Origin of the sequence: Agromyces italicus DSM 16388, from assembly GCF_000421545.1 — a bacterium.
Classification (GTDB): domain Bacteria; phylum Actinomycetota; class Actinomycetes; order Actinomycetales; family Microbacteriaceae; genus Agromyces; species Agromyces italicus.
This window is the reverse complement of the sequence record NZ_ATXF01000006.1, coordinates 125648-141391: the sequence shown is the minus strand read 5'-3', so window position 1 is coordinate 141391 and position 15744 is coordinate 125648. Positions and strand designations below refer to the sequence as shown.

Sequence of the window (15744 nt, the reverse complement as noted above, 5' to 3'; positions counted from 1 at the left end):
TCATTTTCGAGGGCGCGGAGCTGAGGTGGTCAGATGGGAAGTCGCGTGGACCTGTTCGCACGCATCCGACGCGATGCGCGAGTCGAGTCGTTGAGCATCCGCGCGTTAGCGCGGAAGTACCAAGTCGGCCGGGACACGGTCCGGTTGGCGCTGGCCCAGGCCGAGCCGCCGCCGCGGAAGACACCCGTTCGGATGGCGCCGAAGCTGGACCCCTTCAAACCGGTCATCGACGCGATGCTGACGCAGGATCTGGACGCGCCACGAAAGCAACGTCACACCGCCACGCGGATCCTCGCACGTCTGGCTGACGAGCACGGGGCGAGGGATCTGTCGTACTCGACGGTCCGAGACTACGTCCGGATTCGCCGCGCCGAGATCGACGTCGATGGCGGCCGCCGGGTCGAAGTGTTCGTCCCGCAAGAGCACGCCCCCGGGCAGGAAGCCGAAGTCGACTTCGGTGAAGTGTGGGTGATCCTGGCCGGGGTGAAAACGAAGTGCCACATGTTCACGTTCCGCCTCTCACACTCGGGCAAAGCCGTGCACCGGGTCTACTCGACGCAGTCGCAGGAAGCGTTCCTCGAAGGCCACATCGACGCGTTCGAGGAGATCGGCGGCATCCCGACCAAGCACATCAAGTACGACAACCTGACCGCCGCAGTGCAGTCCGTCGTCTACGGGAAGGGACGAAGCCGGGTCGAGAACGACCGGTGGGTGCTGTTCCGCTCGCACTACGGGTTCGACGCATTCTACTGCCAACCCGGGATCGAGGGCGCACATGAGAAGGGCGGTGTCGAGGGCGAGGTCGGCCGGTTCCGCCGGACCTGGCTGTCACCGATGCCCCAAGTCGATTCGCTCGCGCAACTGAACGAACAGATCCGCGGCTGGGACGCCCGCGACAGCAGCCGCCGCATCAACACTCGTATCCGGACCGTCGGTGAGGACTTCACGGTGGAGCAACCGCTCCTGGCGGCGCTGCCGTTCGAACGGTTCGATCCCGGCCTGCAGTTGCATCCCCGGGTGGACCGTTCGAGTCTGCTCACGGTCCGGATGGCGAAGTACTCGGTCCCGGCGCGGCTGATCGGCCGGATCCCTCCCTCAGCGACCCGATCCAGGAACATCCGGACCGCACGCTTCTGGGTCTCCTCGTCGTACTTCTTCACAGCAGGCATGATTCTCCTTGGTTAGATCATGCCCTCCGAGAAACCCAGGCCGGTTCACATAGCCAATCTCCCCGATCCGCTGCGCGAGCCCGGACTCGAGCTCGTGCAGATTCGTGTTGCCGATGAGCAGGCGAGGGCGAGCATTTGGAGCCTCACCTGGGGGCGGTCTGTCAGTTCGATCGCGCCGGCGTCTTGGGGCGGTCCTCCGAACAGATGACTTGCGATAAGTCGACTGGCTATGGGAGTGTCGGGGCAGCCGAGGGCATCGAGTGGTTTCGCCATCCGGTGGCTACCCCGTGCGGGGGACCTGCAAACGTTCGGAGGAGTCATGCGACATGCAGGTGTGTTGAAGTTGGTCGGGTTCACCATTGGCTTGGCAGCCGCTCTAGGCGCACCGGCTATGGCTGCTCAGGCAGAACCAACAGCTGTACCCAAGGTCGCACCGGTCTCGGTGCGACCATTCGACCTTGGTGCTGCTGGCTCGGCTGGGATCGGTTCGTTGACGCCCCCGCCCGATGATCCTGCAGCCGTCGCGGAATACCTTGAGCTTCTCGATGAGTTCCGATCGTCGAACGCGAACGCGAACATGGTCGCTCCGGCGGCAGCTGGCCCGTGCCTGAGTAGTGCCGTGGTGAAGGGCGTCTCGCAGGGGACAACGGTGGCTGTGTACCGCAGCACTTCAGCACCGCGCACGGTTTGCGTCAACGCTGCCCAGGCGGTCTACGACAACGAGTACAAGCCTCTGGTATCAAGCACGTATGAAGGGCAGAAGTGGCGCGACCAGCTTGTCTGTCATATTGCGAATGCGTGGGACAAGCGTCCGTGGAACCTGGACTCGTGGCGACCGAACGTTGGCTACCCTGCCACCGTTGCCGCCCAGTGCAACCCCTAACTGAAGCGTCCATGGAGCGGAGTGAAAGATGACTGATGCCATGAAACTGAGCATCTGGGGTGCCACGTCCGTGGTTCTATTCGGCGGGCTTCTCCTCGTGCGTGCAGAATTCGCGAACGCCGTCGACGCGGCGGATCGATCAGCGGGTAACTCGGGGATGGGCGGGATCATGCTGAGCGCCGCGCTGCTGTTGGTTGCACTCACCATCGTTACGGCCAGCCTCTTCTTCAGGAACCTCGCCATAGTGCTGAGGAAGCGCCGCGGCGCCTCCGGCTGACCTTGCTACACCGCCCATCTCACCGACTTCAAGCTCGTCGTGGCATGCGCTCAACTCTCATCTGCCGCTTCCTTGACGGGCCCTGATGCGGCGTGCGGCACGTCCTCGGATCGCTCGCGCGACGCGGGCTCGATTTGCACGAGGAGATCAAGATCCACAGCGGACATCTTAAGATGCAGGCCAGGGCCGCGGCGTCTCAGCTCGTCGATGCTGTCGGGAAGAGGCTCGACATCGCCGCGGAGATGCTCATCACCGCCGGCGACAATAGCACGCGGATCAGCTCTGAAGCCGCGTTCCCGAAGATGTGTGGTGTTTGTCCGATTCCCGCCGGCGGTCGCCTGATCGACTTGCGAAATACAGAGCTCGCCACTCACGCCGAGGCATTGAACTCGCTGTCCAAGGCTGAGTTGATCCGCAACCGCGGCCCACGTTCCCCAGACTGTCGACAGCGTCTACCGAACGGCCGGTTTCATCCACGAAACCAGCTACGTCACCTAGACAGATACCCAGAACCCAGGTTCGAGGGCGCGGACTCACCAGAGATCTCATGAGGTCGCGCTCCGCACCCGGCGTATTCTGTATCGCTTGACTGGCACAATTTGTGCGAGTTTCACGAGCCACCGACGCGCCGGTAACCCGGGGGCGGCGGCGAGGCGCGCCCGCCCCCTGAGCTCGGGGCGGCAGCCATTGCTGCGCCGGTCAGTCGCGGGCGTCAGCCCGCGATGCCTGCCAGATCGCGCGGAACGCAGTGGCGATGTCGTCGGGCGAGGCGCCGGCGGCCTCGCTCGCGGTGACGAGTTCACGAAGGCGACGCACGATCCCGCCGGGAAGGGCGCCCGCCCCGTCGGCGACCCGGGTGCCCGCGCCGGTGCGTGCGACGACGAGGCCCTCCTGCTCGAGCAGCTTGTACGCGCGAGCCGCGGTACCCGGTGCGACGCCGAGATCGGCGGCGGTCTGCCGCACGGTCGGCAGGCGCTCGCCGGAGCCGAGTTGACCCGACGCGATCATGCCCCGGAACTGCTGCGCGATATCCGTCGCGGCCGTCGCCGTGTTCGCCGCGTTCGCTTCGTTGGGCTGCGAAGGTGTCATCGCCGTGCACCCGAGAGGAGGTCGTCGACCGACGCGTCGGTCGCGGCCGAAGACGTCGAAGCGTCGCCGTGCCGCGCGCGGCCGCGGTTCAACCGGCTCGCCACGAGCAGCAGGAGGACGAAGCCGATGATCTCGGCGACCGGCGCGAGCCATCCGGCGAGGGCCGCCAGCTCGGCATACTTCCAGATCACGTCGTACATCGTCGGGTCGTCGCCGACCCCGAGTTTCGAGGCCGTGCCCGAGCGGGCGATGAACCGCCAGGCGCCGCCGAGGGCGAGGAGCATGCCCGCCGCGGCGAGGAGTGCGGTGCCGGTCGCGATGCCACTGCGCTCGGCCGACTCGGGAGCGACCGTCTCTGCGCGCATGAACGGCCGAATGGCGCTGACGTGCAGCACAGCCCAGGTGCCGGTGATGAGCAGTGCGGTGCACACCAGCACGGGCACCCCGAAGGACCAGCCGTAGAACCACAGTTGAAGTGAGGAGATGTCGGTGTTCGGCACCGGAATCGAGAGGTAGATGAAGCGGCGACGGTCGTCTGCCGACGATGCCAGTCCTGCGCCGAAGGTCGTCGCGACGAGGAGGATCGCCACCCCGCCTGTACCGATGAGCGCTGCACGGGACCCGAAACTCGACCATGTGCGGCGAAGCGTCGAGCGGCTCGTGGTCTCGGGCGCACGCCGTCGGAGCGCGATCACGACGAGCAGGAGGAGCACGACCAGGAATACCGCGAATACGGGCGTCGCATACTGCCACCACTCGACGATGTCGACGAGGTGAAGCACGTAGCCGCGCACGATGTTCTCGACGGCGTAGATGACGATCACGGCGATCGCACCGATCGAGAGGGTGAGCACTTCGGGTCGGTATCGACCGGCGACGGTGTCGGTGAATCGATCGGATGCCACGGGCGGAGCCGACCGTGCGCGTCGGAACGCGAGCAGGAGCCAGGTGAGGAACGCCGCCACGCCGAGGTTGAAGAGCGGCAGGGAGAACAGCGCGGCGATCAGGATGCCGGGGTGCCCGAGGAGGTCGGTGAGTCGGTCCATGTTCTTCTCTCGATTGGTTGTGTCGTGAAGCTAGCACAAATTGTGCCAGCTGAGAGCTACAAACTACGTCGGCGTGGAGCGCGACCTTCTCGGGGCGCATGAACGGACGACCTCATGAGATCTCTGGTGAGTCCGCGCGCTCGAACCTGCATGAGCACACATGTTCGAGGCGTAACGTCCGATCATGAACGCTGCACGAGGAGCCACCCGCCCACCCCTGGTAGAAGACGTGCGCGTCACGGTCCAAACCGCAGAGCACCGCCGGACCGCAGCCTTCTGGGCGCACTTCGAGGCGAACCCCTCGAATCCGAACCGCTGGGTCGACAGCGCGGCGGCCTACTGGCGACCCGCCGAGGTGATGGCATCATGATCAGCGCCGACGCGGATGTCTCGACCCTCGGGCCGTTCGCGATCGACCACGTCCTGGCGAGCGAACTGCCCGCCTCGCTCGGCACGCCCGGGGCCCCCGAACGGTACGTCGTGACCGCCGTCTTCTCACGGCGTCCCGACCCGCTCGAACTCGAGATGCTCGCCGCGGCGGGCCTCACCGAACAACTGGCCGCCGACGGCTACCCGGGCATCACGCTGATGGCCGCCGACCGCCGGCTGCTCATCGGCAACACGAATCTGCTCGAGCTCGAGTCCGGGCTCGCGCAGCGGATCGGGGAGATACTCGCCGACATCGGGACGCAGGTCGCGTCGCGCCGTCGTTCGCGTGACCTCGAGCGCGTGCGGCTCGCCGAGAAGGAGTCCGATCGCGCCGCAGCGATCGTGAAGCTGGCGAACCGCATCAGCTTCGACCCCCACAGCTCGAGCTACCGATGAACTGATTCGCGCCGCCGCCGGGCGCGGGCTGGGAGCACGGCCTCATGCACGAGGCATCCGGGACCCGGCCGGCGGCGCCGCCCGTCAGGTCGAACCCCAACAGCGATTTCACCGAATTGGCGCTGTGGCGCTCGTACGCGATCGTGTTCCGGTACATCAACCGGGTGGGGCTCGGCGAACGGGATCCGTTCGAGTGCCCGCTCGTGACGCAGCGGGCGAGCATCTGACGAGCGTCATGCGACGTTCGGGATGACCCCGTATGACCTCGGATTCCCCCGTGTGACAGGCGGGCTCGCGGCATCCGACCGCCGTCTCTAGCGTCGGTTGCCGGGAGGTCGAACATGACACGACTCATCATCGGCGCGATGATCAGGGCGATCGGCGCGTACCCCTCCGGTTGGCGGTACCCGGGTGCGCACCGCGATCCGCGCGGGGATGCCGCGGTGCTCCGCCGCGCCGCCGAGGTCGCCGAACGGGCGCGGCTCGACTACCTCTTCTTCGGCGACTGGCTCTCGACCGGCCCCGACCTCGAATACCGCGACCCGTACCTCGTCGCCCGCGTCGACCCGTTGTCGGCCGTCACCTTCCTCGCGGGCGTCACCGAACGCATCGGCCTCATCGCGACGGCCGACACGAGCTACGCCGACCCGTACACGCTGGCCCGGGCAACGGCGTCGATCGACCTGTTGAGCGGCGGTCGAGCGGGGCTCAACCTCGTGACCGGCGCCGAACCGCGGGCAGCGGGCAACCACGGCCGCGACGCCCACGCCGCGAACGAGTCCCGCCACGACCGTGCGGTCGAGTTCGAGCAGGTGCTGCGACAGCTCTGGGACTCCTTCGAAGACGACGCCATCGTCGCGGATGCCGCGGCGGGCGTGTTCATCGACCCGGCGAAGCTGCACGCCACGGACTTCGCGGGCCGGCACCTGAGCGTGACGGGGCCGCTCAACGTCGCACGGCCCGTGCAGGGGCACCTGCCGATCGTGCACGCGGGCACCTCGCCGCGTTCGCGCCTGTTCGCCGCGCAGAACGCCGACCTCGCGCTCGTCGCGGTGAGCGATCTCGAGCACGCCGTGCAGGTGCGCGAGGAGCTGCGGGCGCTCGCCTTCGAGTCGGGCCGCGACGACCGCACCCTGAAGGTCATCGCGCCCGTGCTGCCGATCGTGGGGGAGACCCGCGCCCACGCCCAGTCGATCGCCGACGAGTTGAGCGAACTCGTGCAGATCGCCGAGGACTGGCCCGACGGCCCGCCCGCGGCGTTTCCCGCGAATCGTTCACTGGCCCAGCTCTCGGCCCTCCTGGGGGTGGATGTCTCGGGGCTGTCGCCCGATCGTGCGGTCACTCCCGCGATCGTCGCCGAGTTCAGCGCGCCAGGGCAGGAACTCGTGGAGATCGTCGCCGAGCGCACCGGGCGGAACCCCTCGGGCGAGCGTCCGCCGACGCTGCGCCACCTCGTCGTCGCCGCCTCCGTGAACGCCTCGATGATCGTCGGCACCGCGGAGGACATCGCGACCGAGTTCGAGGCCTGGGGCGATGCGGGCGCCGTCGACGGCTTCAATGTGCTCTCCGCTATCCAGCCCGCCCAGTTCGACGCCTTCGCCCTCGGGGTCGTCCCCGAGTTGCAGCGACGCGGGGTGTTCCCGACCGAGTACGAGGGCGAGACGCTGCGCGACCACCTCGGCCTCGCCCGCCCCGAGAACGTGCACGTGTCGTCGCTCGTCTCCTCGGGAAAGGTCGCCCTCGCGTGACCCGCATCGGGTTCTTCACTCGCCTGCTCGACGATGCCGGCGCCGCCGAGCGCTACCGCATCGCGACCGAGCAGATCGTCGCCGCCGAACGACACGGTTTCGACTCGGCCTGGGTCGCGCAGCACCACTTCCACGCTGCGGAGGGCGGGCTACCGTCGCCGTTCGTGTTCCTCGCGAACGTCGCCGCGCAGACCTCGCGCATCCGGCTCGGCACGGGGGTCGTGACGCTGCCCCTCGAGAACCCGGTGCGGGTCGCTGAGGACGCGGTCGTGCTCGACCTCGTCTCGGGCGGCCGAGCCGAGCTCGGACTCGGCTCGGGCTCGACGCCCGCCTCCTTCCTCGCTTTCGGAGAACGCTCGGAGGAGCGGGGCCGGGTCTTCGACGAGAAGATCGACGCCCTCGTCGCGGCGCTCGGGGGCGGCGCGCTCGGCGATGACGCGAACCGGCTGCAGCCGCCCGGCCGCGACCTGCTGGGCCGCGTCTGGCAGGCGACGTTCTCGCCGTTCGGCGGCACGCGCGCCGGTCGCGCCGGTCACGGCCTCATGCTCTCGCGCACCCAGCCGAGAGCGACGGATGCTCCGCACGCGAGCCTGTCGGACATTCAGCGGCCGGTCGTCGACGCCTATCTCGAGGCGTTGCCGCACGGCGTGCCGCCGCGCATCGTCGCGTCGCGCACCCTCTTCGTCGCCGACTCGCGCGAGGAGGCCAGGCGGTACGCCGAGATCGGGCTGCGTCGCGCCGCCGTCGGCTTCACCCGCATGGGGCAGCCGCCCGCCGGCGACTCCCTCGACGACCTCATCGCCGCCTACGACACGCACGTCGGCACCGCCGACGAGGTGATCGAGTCGCTCTCGCGCGACGCGGTGGCCGCGCAGGCGAGCGAGGTCGCGTTCCAGGTGCACTCGGTCGACCCGCCTCACGAGCTCGTGCTGCGCTCGATCGAACTCGTCGCCCGCGAGGTCGCGCCCGCACTCGGCTGGGGTGCGACCGCCCCGGCAGCTGCGCTCGCCCGCTGAGTCGACCGCCGAGAGCACCTCGAAGCCGACCGCCGAGCGGAAGCACCTCGAAGCCGCACGGGGAGCGGGAGATCACCCTTCGAGCGGGGCGGCCACTTGACCACATGGCCACACATTGGGCGGCCACTTGACCACATGGCCACACGTTGGGCGGCCACTTGACCACATGGCCACACGTTGGGCGGCCACTTGACCACATGACCACACCATGTGGAGAGGGGACCCCCGGGGCGGCGGCCACTCGAGCGCACGGCCGAAGCCGCCCTGACCGTACGACCACGATCTCCCGGGGTACGACGCGCAGCCCCGACCCGCACAGCAGGGCTCGCTCGGCGGCGCCCGTCTCGCCCGTCCGTGTGTCCGATTGTTGCGCGCCGTGACGGCCCGCGTCGCCGAGGGTTGAGGCGGCGAGGGGGCATCCGTAGCGTCGACGAGACCACGCACCGAGGAGAGCCCTGTGATCGCCACCGAGTCGACCGCCGCCCGCATCGCGCGCACGTCGGAGCCGGCGGCGATGGCGGAGGCCGCGGAGCAGCGCCCCCTCGGCCCGCTCGCGCGGCTCGTCGACGCCGAGCTCGAGGTGCCGGTGCTCGGCGGCGGCTTCGTGCGCCACGTGAACCTCGACATCGCCGCTTCGGCGCCCGCGCTCGCGGCCGTCGCCGCGCACGTCGCCGAGGTGCTGCCCTATTACGCGAGCGTGCACCGCGGCACCGGGTACCCCTCGCAGCAGACCACCGCCCTCGTCGAGGCCGCGCGCGCGACCGTCGCCAGGCACATCGGCGCGCGCGACGACGACCTCGTCGTCTTCACCCGCAACACGACCGACGCGCTCAACCTTCTCGCGGCCGCAGTGCCGGGCGACACCGTCGTGCTCGACCTCGAGCACCACGCGAACCTGCTGCCCTGGCGGGGCGGCGCACGCCGGGTCGTCGTCGCCCGCCCCACGGTCACCGAGACCCTCGAGGTGCTGGACGCCGAACTCGCCCGACGCCCCGTGGCCCTCCTCACCGTGACGGGCGCCTCGAACGTCACCGGCGAGGTGCTGCCGATCGACCGGCTCGCCGCGCTCGCGCATGCGCACGGCGCCCGGCTCGCCGTCGACGCCGCGCAACTGCTGCCGCACCGCAGGGTCTCGCTCGAGGCATCCGGCATCGACTACCTCGCCTTCTCGGGGCACAAGGCCTACGCGCCCTTCGGTGCGGGCGCCCTCATCGGCCGCGCCGACTGGCTCGACGCCGCTCCCGCGTATCTCGCCGGCGGCGGCGCCGTCGAGTCGGTCGCACTCGACCGCGTCGCGTGGAAGCAGGGCGTCGCCCGCCACGAGGCCGGCACTCCGAACGTCATCGGCATCGCCGCGATCGCCCGAGCACTCGGCGAATTCGAGCGGCTCGGCGACGCCGCCCGCGACCGGCACGAGCGGGCGCTCACCGAACGACTGCACGCCGGGCTCGCGGCGCAGCGCGGCGTGCGCGTCGTGCGCGGATTCGACGACGCCGACGATCGGCTCGGCATCGCAACGATCGAGCTCGAGCGCGGCTCGGTCGGGCTGCTCGCCGCGGCGCTCGGCGCCGAGCACGGCATCTCGGTGCGGGCCGGCCGGTTCTGCGCGCACCCGTTCTTCGAGCGCGTCGCGAGCCGCGCGAACGGGCTGCGGGCGAGCCTCGGCGCGGGCTCCTCGGCCGACGACGTCGACCGGTTCCTCGCGGCGCTCGGTCGGCTCATCGCCGACGGACCGGCCCACGCCTACGACCGTGGGCCCGAAGGGTGGCACCCGCTCGCCGACGATCGACCCCGACCCGCCTTCTGAGGCGCGCGCGGCACGCTGACGCGCAGCTGCCGGGATGCCGCGGACGGGGGACTGTTCGAACGGTCTTCCGCGGACTAGCGTCGGCAGCGGAGGGGCCTTGACGAGCGACGACGCGGAACTCGAGGCGCGGGCCGACGCCCTGCGCCGGATCGTCTACGGCACTCCCGACGGCTACGCCTCGGGTGCCGCCGACGAGCTCGAGTCGCTCGAGGCCGAACTCGCGCAGCGGGCCGATGAGCGCGAGCGCGCGGCGCTCCCGGCCCGCGCCGAGGAGCCGAGGCCCGACGAACGGCGGCCCGGCGAGGCGTCCGAGCGGGCGAAAACCGGGGGCGACCCGGCCGACCTCGGCGTCGACGCCGACCACCCGCTCGGTGCGGAGGCGGGTTCCCAGTCGGCCGCAGGGCACCCCGTGGCATCCGCAACCCGACCTCGATGGGGCCGACTCGGCACCCGCGTCACGAGCGGGCTCGCCATCGGGGCCGTGATCGCGGGGTTCGCGGTCGTCGGCGGGGTCGCGGTCGTCAACCTCACGGCACCCGAGCGGGGACTCGCGGTGTTCGACCGCCCGCAGCGCCCCGACGACGAGAGCCTCACGGTCGCGCTCGGGGCGCAGGCCGACACGGTTCGCCGCATCGACGAGGTGTTCGGGCGCGGCTTCTGGGCCTACCTCAACGGGGTCGACCAGGTCTGCCTCTCGGTCGTCCCCGTCGGCACGAGCCTCGTCGAGCGCGGCGAGTGCGCCTCGCGTGCGCGCTTCGAGGAGCACGGCATCGTGGTGCAGTACGCCGCCTCCGAGCTCGGCGCGCACCGGCCCGACGGCACCGGGGAGCGCGACGTGGTCGTGATCTCGTGGTCGCCCGAGAGCGACGGCGTCACCTGGGAACTCGTACTCATCGACCCGCCGGCGCCCGATCCGATGACCTTCGACGAGTGGTCGAACAGCAGGGAGGCCGCCAGCTGAACGCGCTCACCCGGCCCGCTTCGTAGACTGGGGGAGTCGTACGAGGGGAGCCGCATGCAGCCGCTGGTCGAGTCCGAGGTTCGGGCGGCACTCGGCAACGCCGAGGCATCCGAGCTCGAACATCTCTCGCTGCCGGTGAAGTTCTTCGTCACCGAATGGGCGCACCTCGACGCGTTCGCGTGGCGCGACCCGCGCATCGCCTCGCGCGGCTACCTCGTCACCGAACTCGACGGCGCGCCCGCGGGCGTCGTGCTGCGCAGCGCCGAGCGCACGGGCTCGCGCCACCGGGCCGCCGTCTGCAACCTGTGCCACACCCACCAGCCGGGCGACCAGGTCACGCTGTTCTCGGCCCGTCGCGGCGGCGCGGCGGGCGCTCGCGGCGATAGCGTCGGCACCTACATCTGCGGCGACCTCGCCTGCCAGGAGACGGTGCGGCTCGGCCGCCCCCCTGCACCGTCGGAGGTCATGCCGAGCACCCACGAGCTCGAGCGCATCGAAGGGCTCGCGCGGCGCACCCGGGCGTTCGTCGCCGACGTGCTGGGGGCGTAGGGCCGACGCCCGGCCTCAGCGCGTCGCGTGGGCGTCGAGCGCCTCGAGCGTCGCCCGCTTCGCGGCCCGTCCGTCGCCCGAGGAGCGGCCGGTGAGCCGGCGTCCGATCCACGGCAGCACGAACTCACGGTAGTACGCGGCGGTGTTGCGGCTGCGCGGCCCGGGAGGCGCGGCGGCGACCTCGGCGACGCCCCACTCGGGCGGCACCGGCACCTCGAGCGCGGTGAGCACGTTCGACGCGACGCGCGCGTGGCCGAGCGCGTTGAGGTGCAGCTTGTCGGGCGACCAGTATCGGATGTCGCGGAGCCCCCGGTCGTTGAAGTTGTCGACGAACGTGACGCCCTCGAGCGTGCCGAGGTCGACGAGCGCGGCGGTGAGGCGCGCACCGCGCGAGTCGAAGACCCTGCCCATCGGCAGGTGCTCGGTCGGGTTCGCTCCGCTCAGCATGAGCACGTGGATGCCCGCCTCGCGGATGCGGTGGATCGCGTCGCGGAAGCGGATCGCCGTCGCCTGCTCGTCCATGCGGGGGCGCAGCATGTCGTTGCCGCCGCCGTTGAAGCTCAGCAGCTCGGGCTTCAGCGCGATCGCCGCGTCGAGCTGCTCGTCGATGATCGGGCCGAGCTTGCGCCCGCGGATCGCGAGGTTCGCGTAGCCGATCGGCTCGTGCGCGTGCTGCGCGAGGCCGAGCGCCACGAAGTCGGCCCAGCCGCGCACGCTGCCGTCGGGCAGCTCGTCGCCGACGCCCTCGGTGAAGCTGTCGCCGATGGCCGCGTAGGAGTGGAACATGCCCTCAACGCTAGCGCGCCGAACTCACTGCTCGGCGTGCTCGATCTCGCAGTCGGCGCCGGGGTAGAGCAGGGTCTCGTGGCCGTCGTCGAAGCGGACGAGATAGGGCGGCCCGCCGTTCTCGCCGCGCACCTCGAGGATCTCGCCGTGCCGGCCGGACTGGCCGACCTGTTTGCCGTGGATGACGAGGCGTTCGCCGACCGTCGCATTCATCGGAGCCTCCTTCGACGGTTACAGCGTACGCGCGGGCGCGGCGTGCGGGAAGGGGCGGCGGCCTTCCCAGTCCGAGCTCGGCCCGCTAGGGTGGGTCGAACTGGGTCAAGCGTCCCAGTTCGCGACGAAGCGACGAAGCGACGAACAGTGAGGTTCACGATGCAGGATGCCCCGACCACGCGTGCGACGACGGCCGGGTCGGCCGCCGAGGCCGAGTCCGCGCTGCGGCTGCCCGCGGGCTTCCGGTGGGGAGCGGCGACGGCCGCGTTCCAGATCGAGGGCGCCACGGATGCCGCGGGGCGCGGGCCGAGCATCTGGGACACCTTCACCGCGGAACCGGGCCGGGTGATCGACGGCTCGAACGCGCTCGTCGCAGCCGACAGCTACCTGAGATTCCGCGACGACGTGGCACTGCTCGCCGAACTCGGCGCGAGCGACTACCGCTTCTCGATCGCCTGGCCGCGCGTGCAGCCGGCCGGCACGGGGCCCGCGAACGCCGCAGGCCTCGACTACTACGAGCGCCTCGTCGACGCGCTCGCAGAAGCTGGCATCGCCCCGCTGCCGACCCTGTACCACTGGGATCTGCCGCAGCCACTCGAAGACGCCGGCGGCTGGCTCGTGCGTGACACGGCGTCGCGGTTCGCAGACTACGTCGGGCTCGTGCTCGAGCGGCTGGGTGACCGCGTCGGCCGCTGGATCACCCTCAACGAACCGGCGATGACGACACTCGAGGGGTACGCGCTCGGTTCGCAGGCGCCCGGGCATCAGCTCATGCTCGGGGCGCTGCCGACCGTGCACCACCAGTTGCTCGGGCACGGGCTCGCGGTTGCCGCCATCAGGGCGGCCGCGCCCTCGGTCGAGGTCGGCATCACGAACAACCACACCCTCGTCGTGCCGGCCGGCGACTCGGCGGCCGACCTCGTGGCGGCGGGCGCCTTCGACCTCATTTACAACCGCATCTTCGCCGATCCGGTGCTCACCGGCGCCTACCCCGACTTGTCTGGGTTCGGTCTCGAGGAGTTCCCCGGGCTCGAGGTCGGCGACCTCGACCTGCTCTCGGCGCCGCTCGACTTCTACGGGGTGAACTTCTACAACCCGACGTACGTGGCGGCGCCGGGCGCCGACTCGGAGTTCGCCGCCGCCGGGCTCCCGTTCGAGCCGGTTGCGCCGCCCGACGGTACGCCGCTCACGGGCTTCGACTGGCCGATCGTGCCGGGCGCGTTCACCGAGCTACTCGTCGGCCTGCGTCGCGACTACGGCGACGCGCTGCCGCCCGTCGTCATCACCGAGAACGGGGCGTCGTTCGTCGACGAGGTGGTCGAGGCATCCGACGGCGGACTCGCCGTGCACGACGCCGAGCGCATCGCCTACCTCGACGGGCATGTTCGGGCCGTCGCCGCCGCGATCGAGCAGGGGGTCGACGTTCGGGGCTACTTCGCGTGGTCGCTCATGGACAACTTCGAGTGGGCGCAGGGTTACACCCAGCGCTTCGGCCTCGTGCACGTCGACTTCGAGACGGGCGGCCGCACCCGCAAGGACTCGTTCGTCTGGTACCGCGACCTCATCGCCGCCCAGCCCCACTGACCCCGTCTGTCGCTCGGCCGCGCTCGCGCCACGACCTCGGGGTTCGCCACAACCTCGGAGGCTGGGCCCCGAGCGGCCCGAAACCGCGGCGATCGCCGAAATTGTGGTGGGTGCGGGTGCGGGCGCGGGCGCGGGTGCGGGTGCGGGGTGCGGGGTGCGGGGTGCGTGTGGGGGTCGGGCGCTATTCGACGGCGAGGAGGGCGGCCCAGAGGTCGGCGCGGGCGTGGAACCCCGAGAGGTCGCGCCCGAGCAGCCGCTCGGCGAGGGCGATGCGGCTGCGCACGGTGTGCCGGTGCACGCCGAGCGCCTGGGCGGTCGCGTCGAACTGCCCGCCGTGCTCGAGCCAGGTGCGAGTCGTCGCGACGAGCGAGGTGCCGCTCGCCTCGTCGTGCTCGGTGAGCGGGGCGAGGGTTGCGAGGGCGACGGCGCGCGCGTCGGTGCGGGCGAGGAACGCGAGCACGCCCTGACGGCTGATCTCGTCGAAGTTCACGACGCCGGCTCCGCTCTCACGGGCCCGGTCGAGGGCGCGCAGCGCCTGCTCGTGCGCCTGCGCGACGGCGCCCCCGCCGACCGGGTCGGAGACGCCGACGGGCAGTTCGAACTCGGCCGCGAGCTCCTCGGCGAGCGGGGCGTCGGACTCCTCGACGACGAGCACGTACTGCTCGTCGTCGCGGCCGAAGAACAGTCGCCCGCCGCGCTCCTCGACGCGGAGTTCGAGGAGCTCGGTGAGGCGATCCGCCTGGGTGAGAGGGGCATCCGTCACCATGATGCGCAGCGGCGGCTCGGGCAGCGGCCCCCACATCTCCGCCGAGACGCGCTCGGCGAGCGCGGTGTCGCCGGCGAGGATGCCGCTCAGCAGCCCCGATCGCAGGTGACCGCGTGCGCGGTCGAGGTCGCGGTTCTGCTCGAGCGCGAGCCCCGCGAGCGCGATCACCGAGGTGACGACCTCACGGCCGGCCTGGTCGAGCTCGGCCGAATCGCCGATCGCGAGCACGCCGCGGAGGGCGCCGCCGCCGCCGAGGGTCTGCAGGGTCATGCGCTGGGGCGCGTCGGTCGACTCGGCGGCGAGCAGGGTGCGGCTCGCCCGCTGGCCGCGGCGCAGCATCGAGCGGGCCTCGCCGACGACCTCGCCGAGCGCGGGCTGCGTGAGCCCGCCCTCGGGGGCCTCGCGGTCGAGCGACCCGGTCGCGTCGACGAGTCCGACCCAGGCGCCGAGGCGGTGCGAGAGTTCGGCGAGGGTGGCCGAGAGCCCGTCGGGGCGGAGGGCCGCGAGCGAGATCGCCCGTTGCGCGGAGAGCGCCCAGGCCTGCCTGGCGTAGGCGTCTTCGGCGATGAGGTCGGCGACGGTGCGCGCGATCGCGATGAACGGGGTGCGGTAGGGCACTTCGAAGAGCGGCAGGCCCTGGTCGAGGCACGCCGCGACGAGCGTCTCGGGGGTGCCGGCGCGGATCACCTCGGTGCCGAAGCCGAGCGCCGCGATGCCCCGCTCGCGGAGTCGCCGGACGTAGGCCTCGGCGAACCCTGCGTCGCCGCTGTCGTCGCCCACGACGCCCTCGGCGAACTGGGTGCCGGTCGTCAGCAGCACGTGGCCGGCGTCGAGGAACGGCGTCGGGTCGGCGAGGTCGGAACTGTGGGCCCACACGACCGGGGCGTCGAGCGCACCGTCGGGCAGGGTATCGGCGGCGGTCAGCAGGCCGAGGCCGAGCTCGGGGTTGGCGAGCAGGGTCTGCACGGTGGGCTTCACGGGGCTCCTCGGTGTTCCCGGGTGGTCACGAGTCAGCCCCGACGGAG

General features: G+C 70.9%; 17 protein-coding genes and 1 pseudogene. 12 read left to right on the top strand and 6 right to left on the bottom strand.

Going from position 1 to position 15744, the window contains the following annotated elements; translation table 11 throughout:
- Positions 1 to 33: 33 nt before the first annotated feature.
- The 3 genes and pseudogenes from istA to H516_RS22090 all read left to right on the top strand — a co-directional run.
- A pseudogene (gene istA, locus H516_RS19235) lies at positions 34 to 1086 on the top strand (IS21 family transposase); the annotation flags it as partial.
- Between the two features lie 474 nt (positions 1087 to 1560).
- Positions 1561 to 2052, top strand: coding sequence for a DUF2599 domain-containing protein (locus H516_RS22095; protein WP_169513511.1), 492 nt, complete (start codon positions 1561 to 1563; stop codon positions 2050 to 2052).
- Between the two features lie 28 nt (positions 2053 to 2080).
- Positions 2081 to 2329, top strand: coding sequence for a hypothetical protein (locus H516_RS22090; RefSeq protein ID WP_157432204.1), 249 nt, complete (start codon positions 2081 to 2083; stop codon positions 2327 to 2329).
- Between the two features lie 50 nt (positions 2330 to 2379).
- Here H516_RS22090 and H516_RS22085 read toward each other — a convergent pair whose 3' ends face one another.
- From H516_RS22085 to H516_RS0108635, 3 genes are all read right to left on the bottom strand, one after another.
- Positions 2380 to 2703 carry a hypothetical protein gene (locus H516_RS22085; protein ID WP_157432203.1) on the bottom strand — a complete coding sequence of 108 codons (324 nt, stop codon included), beginning with the start codon at positions 2701 to 2703 and terminating at the stop codon, positions 2380 to 2382.
- A gap of 325 nt (positions 2704 to 3028) precedes the next feature.
- Positions 3029 to 3418, bottom strand: coding sequence for a GntR family transcriptional regulator (locus H516_RS0108640; RefSeq protein ID WP_022889324.1), 390 nt, complete (start codon positions 3416 to 3418; stop codon positions 3029 to 3031).
- The gene (locus H516_RS0108635; protein ID WP_022889323.1) at positions 3415 to 4464 is read right to left on the bottom strand and encodes a hypothetical protein; all 1050 of its coding nucleotides are present in this window, start codon (positions 4462 to 4464) and stop codon (positions 3415 to 3417) included. The genes H516_RS0108640 and H516_RS0108635 overlap by 4 nt, the downstream gene beginning before the upstream one ends.
- A 184-nt stretch (positions 4465 to 4648) precedes the next feature.
- Here H516_RS0108635 and H516_RS22080 point away from each other — a divergent pair, with 184 nt between their 5' ends.
- The 8 genes from H516_RS22080 (at position 4649) to H516_RS0108595 (ending at position 11370) form a co-directional block, all read left to right on the top strand.
- Positions 4649 to 4834, top strand: coding sequence for a hypothetical protein (locus H516_RS22080; protein ID WP_157432202.1), 186 nt, complete (start codon positions 4649 to 4651; stop codon positions 4832 to 4834).
- Positions 4831 to 5289: a hypothetical protein gene (locus tag H516_RS19230; protein ID WP_022889321.1), complete on the top strand. Its 459-nt coding sequence runs from the start codon at positions 4831 to 4833 to the stop codon at positions 5287 to 5289. The genes H516_RS22080 and H516_RS19230 overlap by 4 nt, the downstream gene beginning before the upstream one ends.
- Before the next feature lie 44 nt (positions 5290 to 5333).
- Entirely contained in the window at positions 5334 to 5516 is a 183-nt protein-coding gene (locus H516_RS21710; protein ID WP_084620551.1) for a hypothetical protein, read from the top strand.
- A 114-nt stretch (positions 5517 to 5630) separates the two neighbouring features.
- Entirely contained in the window at positions 5631 to 7037 is a 1407-nt protein-coding gene (locus tag H516_RS0108615) for an NtaA/DmoA family FMN-dependent monooxygenase (RefSeq protein ID WP_022889319.1), read from the top strand.
- The gene (locus tag H516_RS0108610) at positions 7034 to 8053 is read left to right on the top strand and encodes a putative FMN-dependent luciferase-like monooxygenase (protein ID WP_022889318.1); all 1020 of its coding nucleotides are present in this window, start codon (positions 7034 to 7036) and stop codon (positions 8051 to 8053) included. Before H516_RS0108615 ends, H516_RS0108610 begins: the two co-directional genes overlap by 4 nt.
- A gap of 457 nt (positions 8054 to 8510) precedes the next feature.
- Positions 8511 to 9860: an aminotransferase class V-fold PLP-dependent enzyme gene (locus tag H516_RS19225; RefSeq protein WP_022889317.1), complete on the top strand. Its 1350-nt coding sequence runs from the start codon at positions 8511 to 8513 to the stop codon at positions 9858 to 9860.
- Positions 9861 to 9957: 97 nt separating this feature from the next.
- Positions 9958 to 10821 carry a hypothetical protein gene (locus H516_RS0108600; protein ID WP_022889316.1) on the top strand — a complete coding sequence of 288 codons (864 nt, stop codon included), beginning with the start codon at positions 9958 to 9960 and terminating at the stop codon, positions 10819 to 10821.
- A 54-nt stretch (positions 10822 to 10875) separates the two neighbouring features.
- Positions 10876 to 11370, top strand: coding sequence for an FBP domain-containing protein (locus tag H516_RS0108595; RefSeq protein ID WP_022889315.1), 495 nt, complete (start codon positions 10876 to 10878; stop codon positions 11368 to 11370).
- A gap of 15 nt (positions 11371 to 11385) precedes the next feature.
- Here H516_RS0108595 and H516_RS0108590 read toward each other — a convergent pair whose 3' ends face one another.
- Together H516_RS0108590 and H516_RS0108585 are read right to left on the bottom strand one after the other, a co-directional pair.
- A complete protein-coding gene (locus H516_RS0108590) occupies positions 11386 to 12156 on the bottom strand; it encodes an SGNH/GDSL hydrolase family protein (protein ID WP_022889314.1) in 771 nt (256 codons plus the stop codon).
- Positions 12157 to 12180: 24 nt separating this feature from the next.
- Positions 12181 to 12369, bottom strand: coding sequence for a DUF1918 domain-containing protein (locus H516_RS0108585; protein ID WP_022889313.1), 189 nt, complete (start codon positions 12367 to 12369; stop codon positions 12181 to 12183).
- A 159-nt stretch (positions 12370 to 12528) separates the two neighbouring features.
- Between H516_RS0108585 and H516_RS0108580 the strand changes: the two genes are divergently transcribed.
- On the top strand, positions 12529 to 13953 hold the full coding sequence (locus H516_RS0108580; protein ID WP_084620613.1) for a GH1 family beta-glucosidase: 1425 nt from the start codon (positions 12529 to 12531) through the stop codon (positions 13951 to 13953).
- Between the two features lie 181 nt (positions 13954 to 14134).
- On the opposite strand, the gene H516_RS0108570 is transcribed toward H516_RS0108580, so the two are convergent.
- Complete coding sequence (locus H516_RS0108570; protein WP_022889311.1) at positions 14135 to 15697, bottom strand: PucR family transcriptional regulator; 1563 nt, start codon at positions 15695 to 15697, stop codon at positions 14135 to 14137.
- Positions 15698 to 15744: the final 47 nt, after the last annotated feature.

Coding starts and splice junctions, on each gene's coding strand:
- H516_RS22090 (WP_157432204.1), top strand. CDS start 2,081: ATGACTGATGCCATGAAACTGAGCATCTGGGGTGCCACGTCCGTGGTT.
- H516_RS0108615 (WP_022889319.1), top strand. CDS start 5,631: ATGACACGACTCATCATCGGCGCGATGATCAGGGCGATCGGCGCGTAC.
- H516_RS22080 (WP_157432202.1), top strand. CDS start 4,649: ATGAACGCTGCACGAGGAGCCACCCGCCCACCCCTGGTAGAAGACGTG.
- H516_RS0108580 (WP_084620613.1), top strand. CDS start 12,529: ATGCAGGATGCCCCGACCACGCGTGCGACGACGGCCGGGTCGGCCGCC.
- H516_RS0108595 (WP_022889315.1), top strand. CDS start 10,876: ATGCAGCCGCTGGTCGAGTCCGAGGTTCGGGCGGCACTCGGCAACGCC.
- H516_RS0108635 (WP_022889323.1), bottom strand. CDS start 4,464: ATGGACCGACTCACCGACCTCCTCGGGCACCCCGGCATCCTGATCGCC.
- H516_RS0108585 (WP_022889313.1), bottom strand. CDS start 12,369: ATGAATGCGACGGTCGGCGAACGCCTCGTCATCCACGGCAAACAGGTC.
- H516_RS21710 (WP_084620551.1), top strand. CDS start 5,334: ATGCACGAGGCATCCGGGACCCGGCCGGCGGCGCCGCCCGTCAGGTCG.
- H516_RS0108590 (WP_022889314.1), bottom strand. CDS start 12,156: ATGTTCCACTCCTACGCGGCCATCGGCGACAGCTTCACCGAGGGCGTC.
- H516_RS0108640 (WP_022889324.1), bottom strand. CDS start 3,418: ATGACACCTTCGCAGCCCAACGAAGCGAACGCGGCGAACACGGCGACG.
- H516_RS22095 (WP_169513511.1), top strand. CDS start 1,561: ATGGCTGCTCAGGCAGAACCAACAGCTGTACCCAAGGTCGCACCGGTC.
- H516_RS19230 (WP_022889321.1), top strand. CDS start 4,831: ATGATCAGCGCCGACGCGGATGTCTCGACCCTCGGGCCGTTCGCGATC.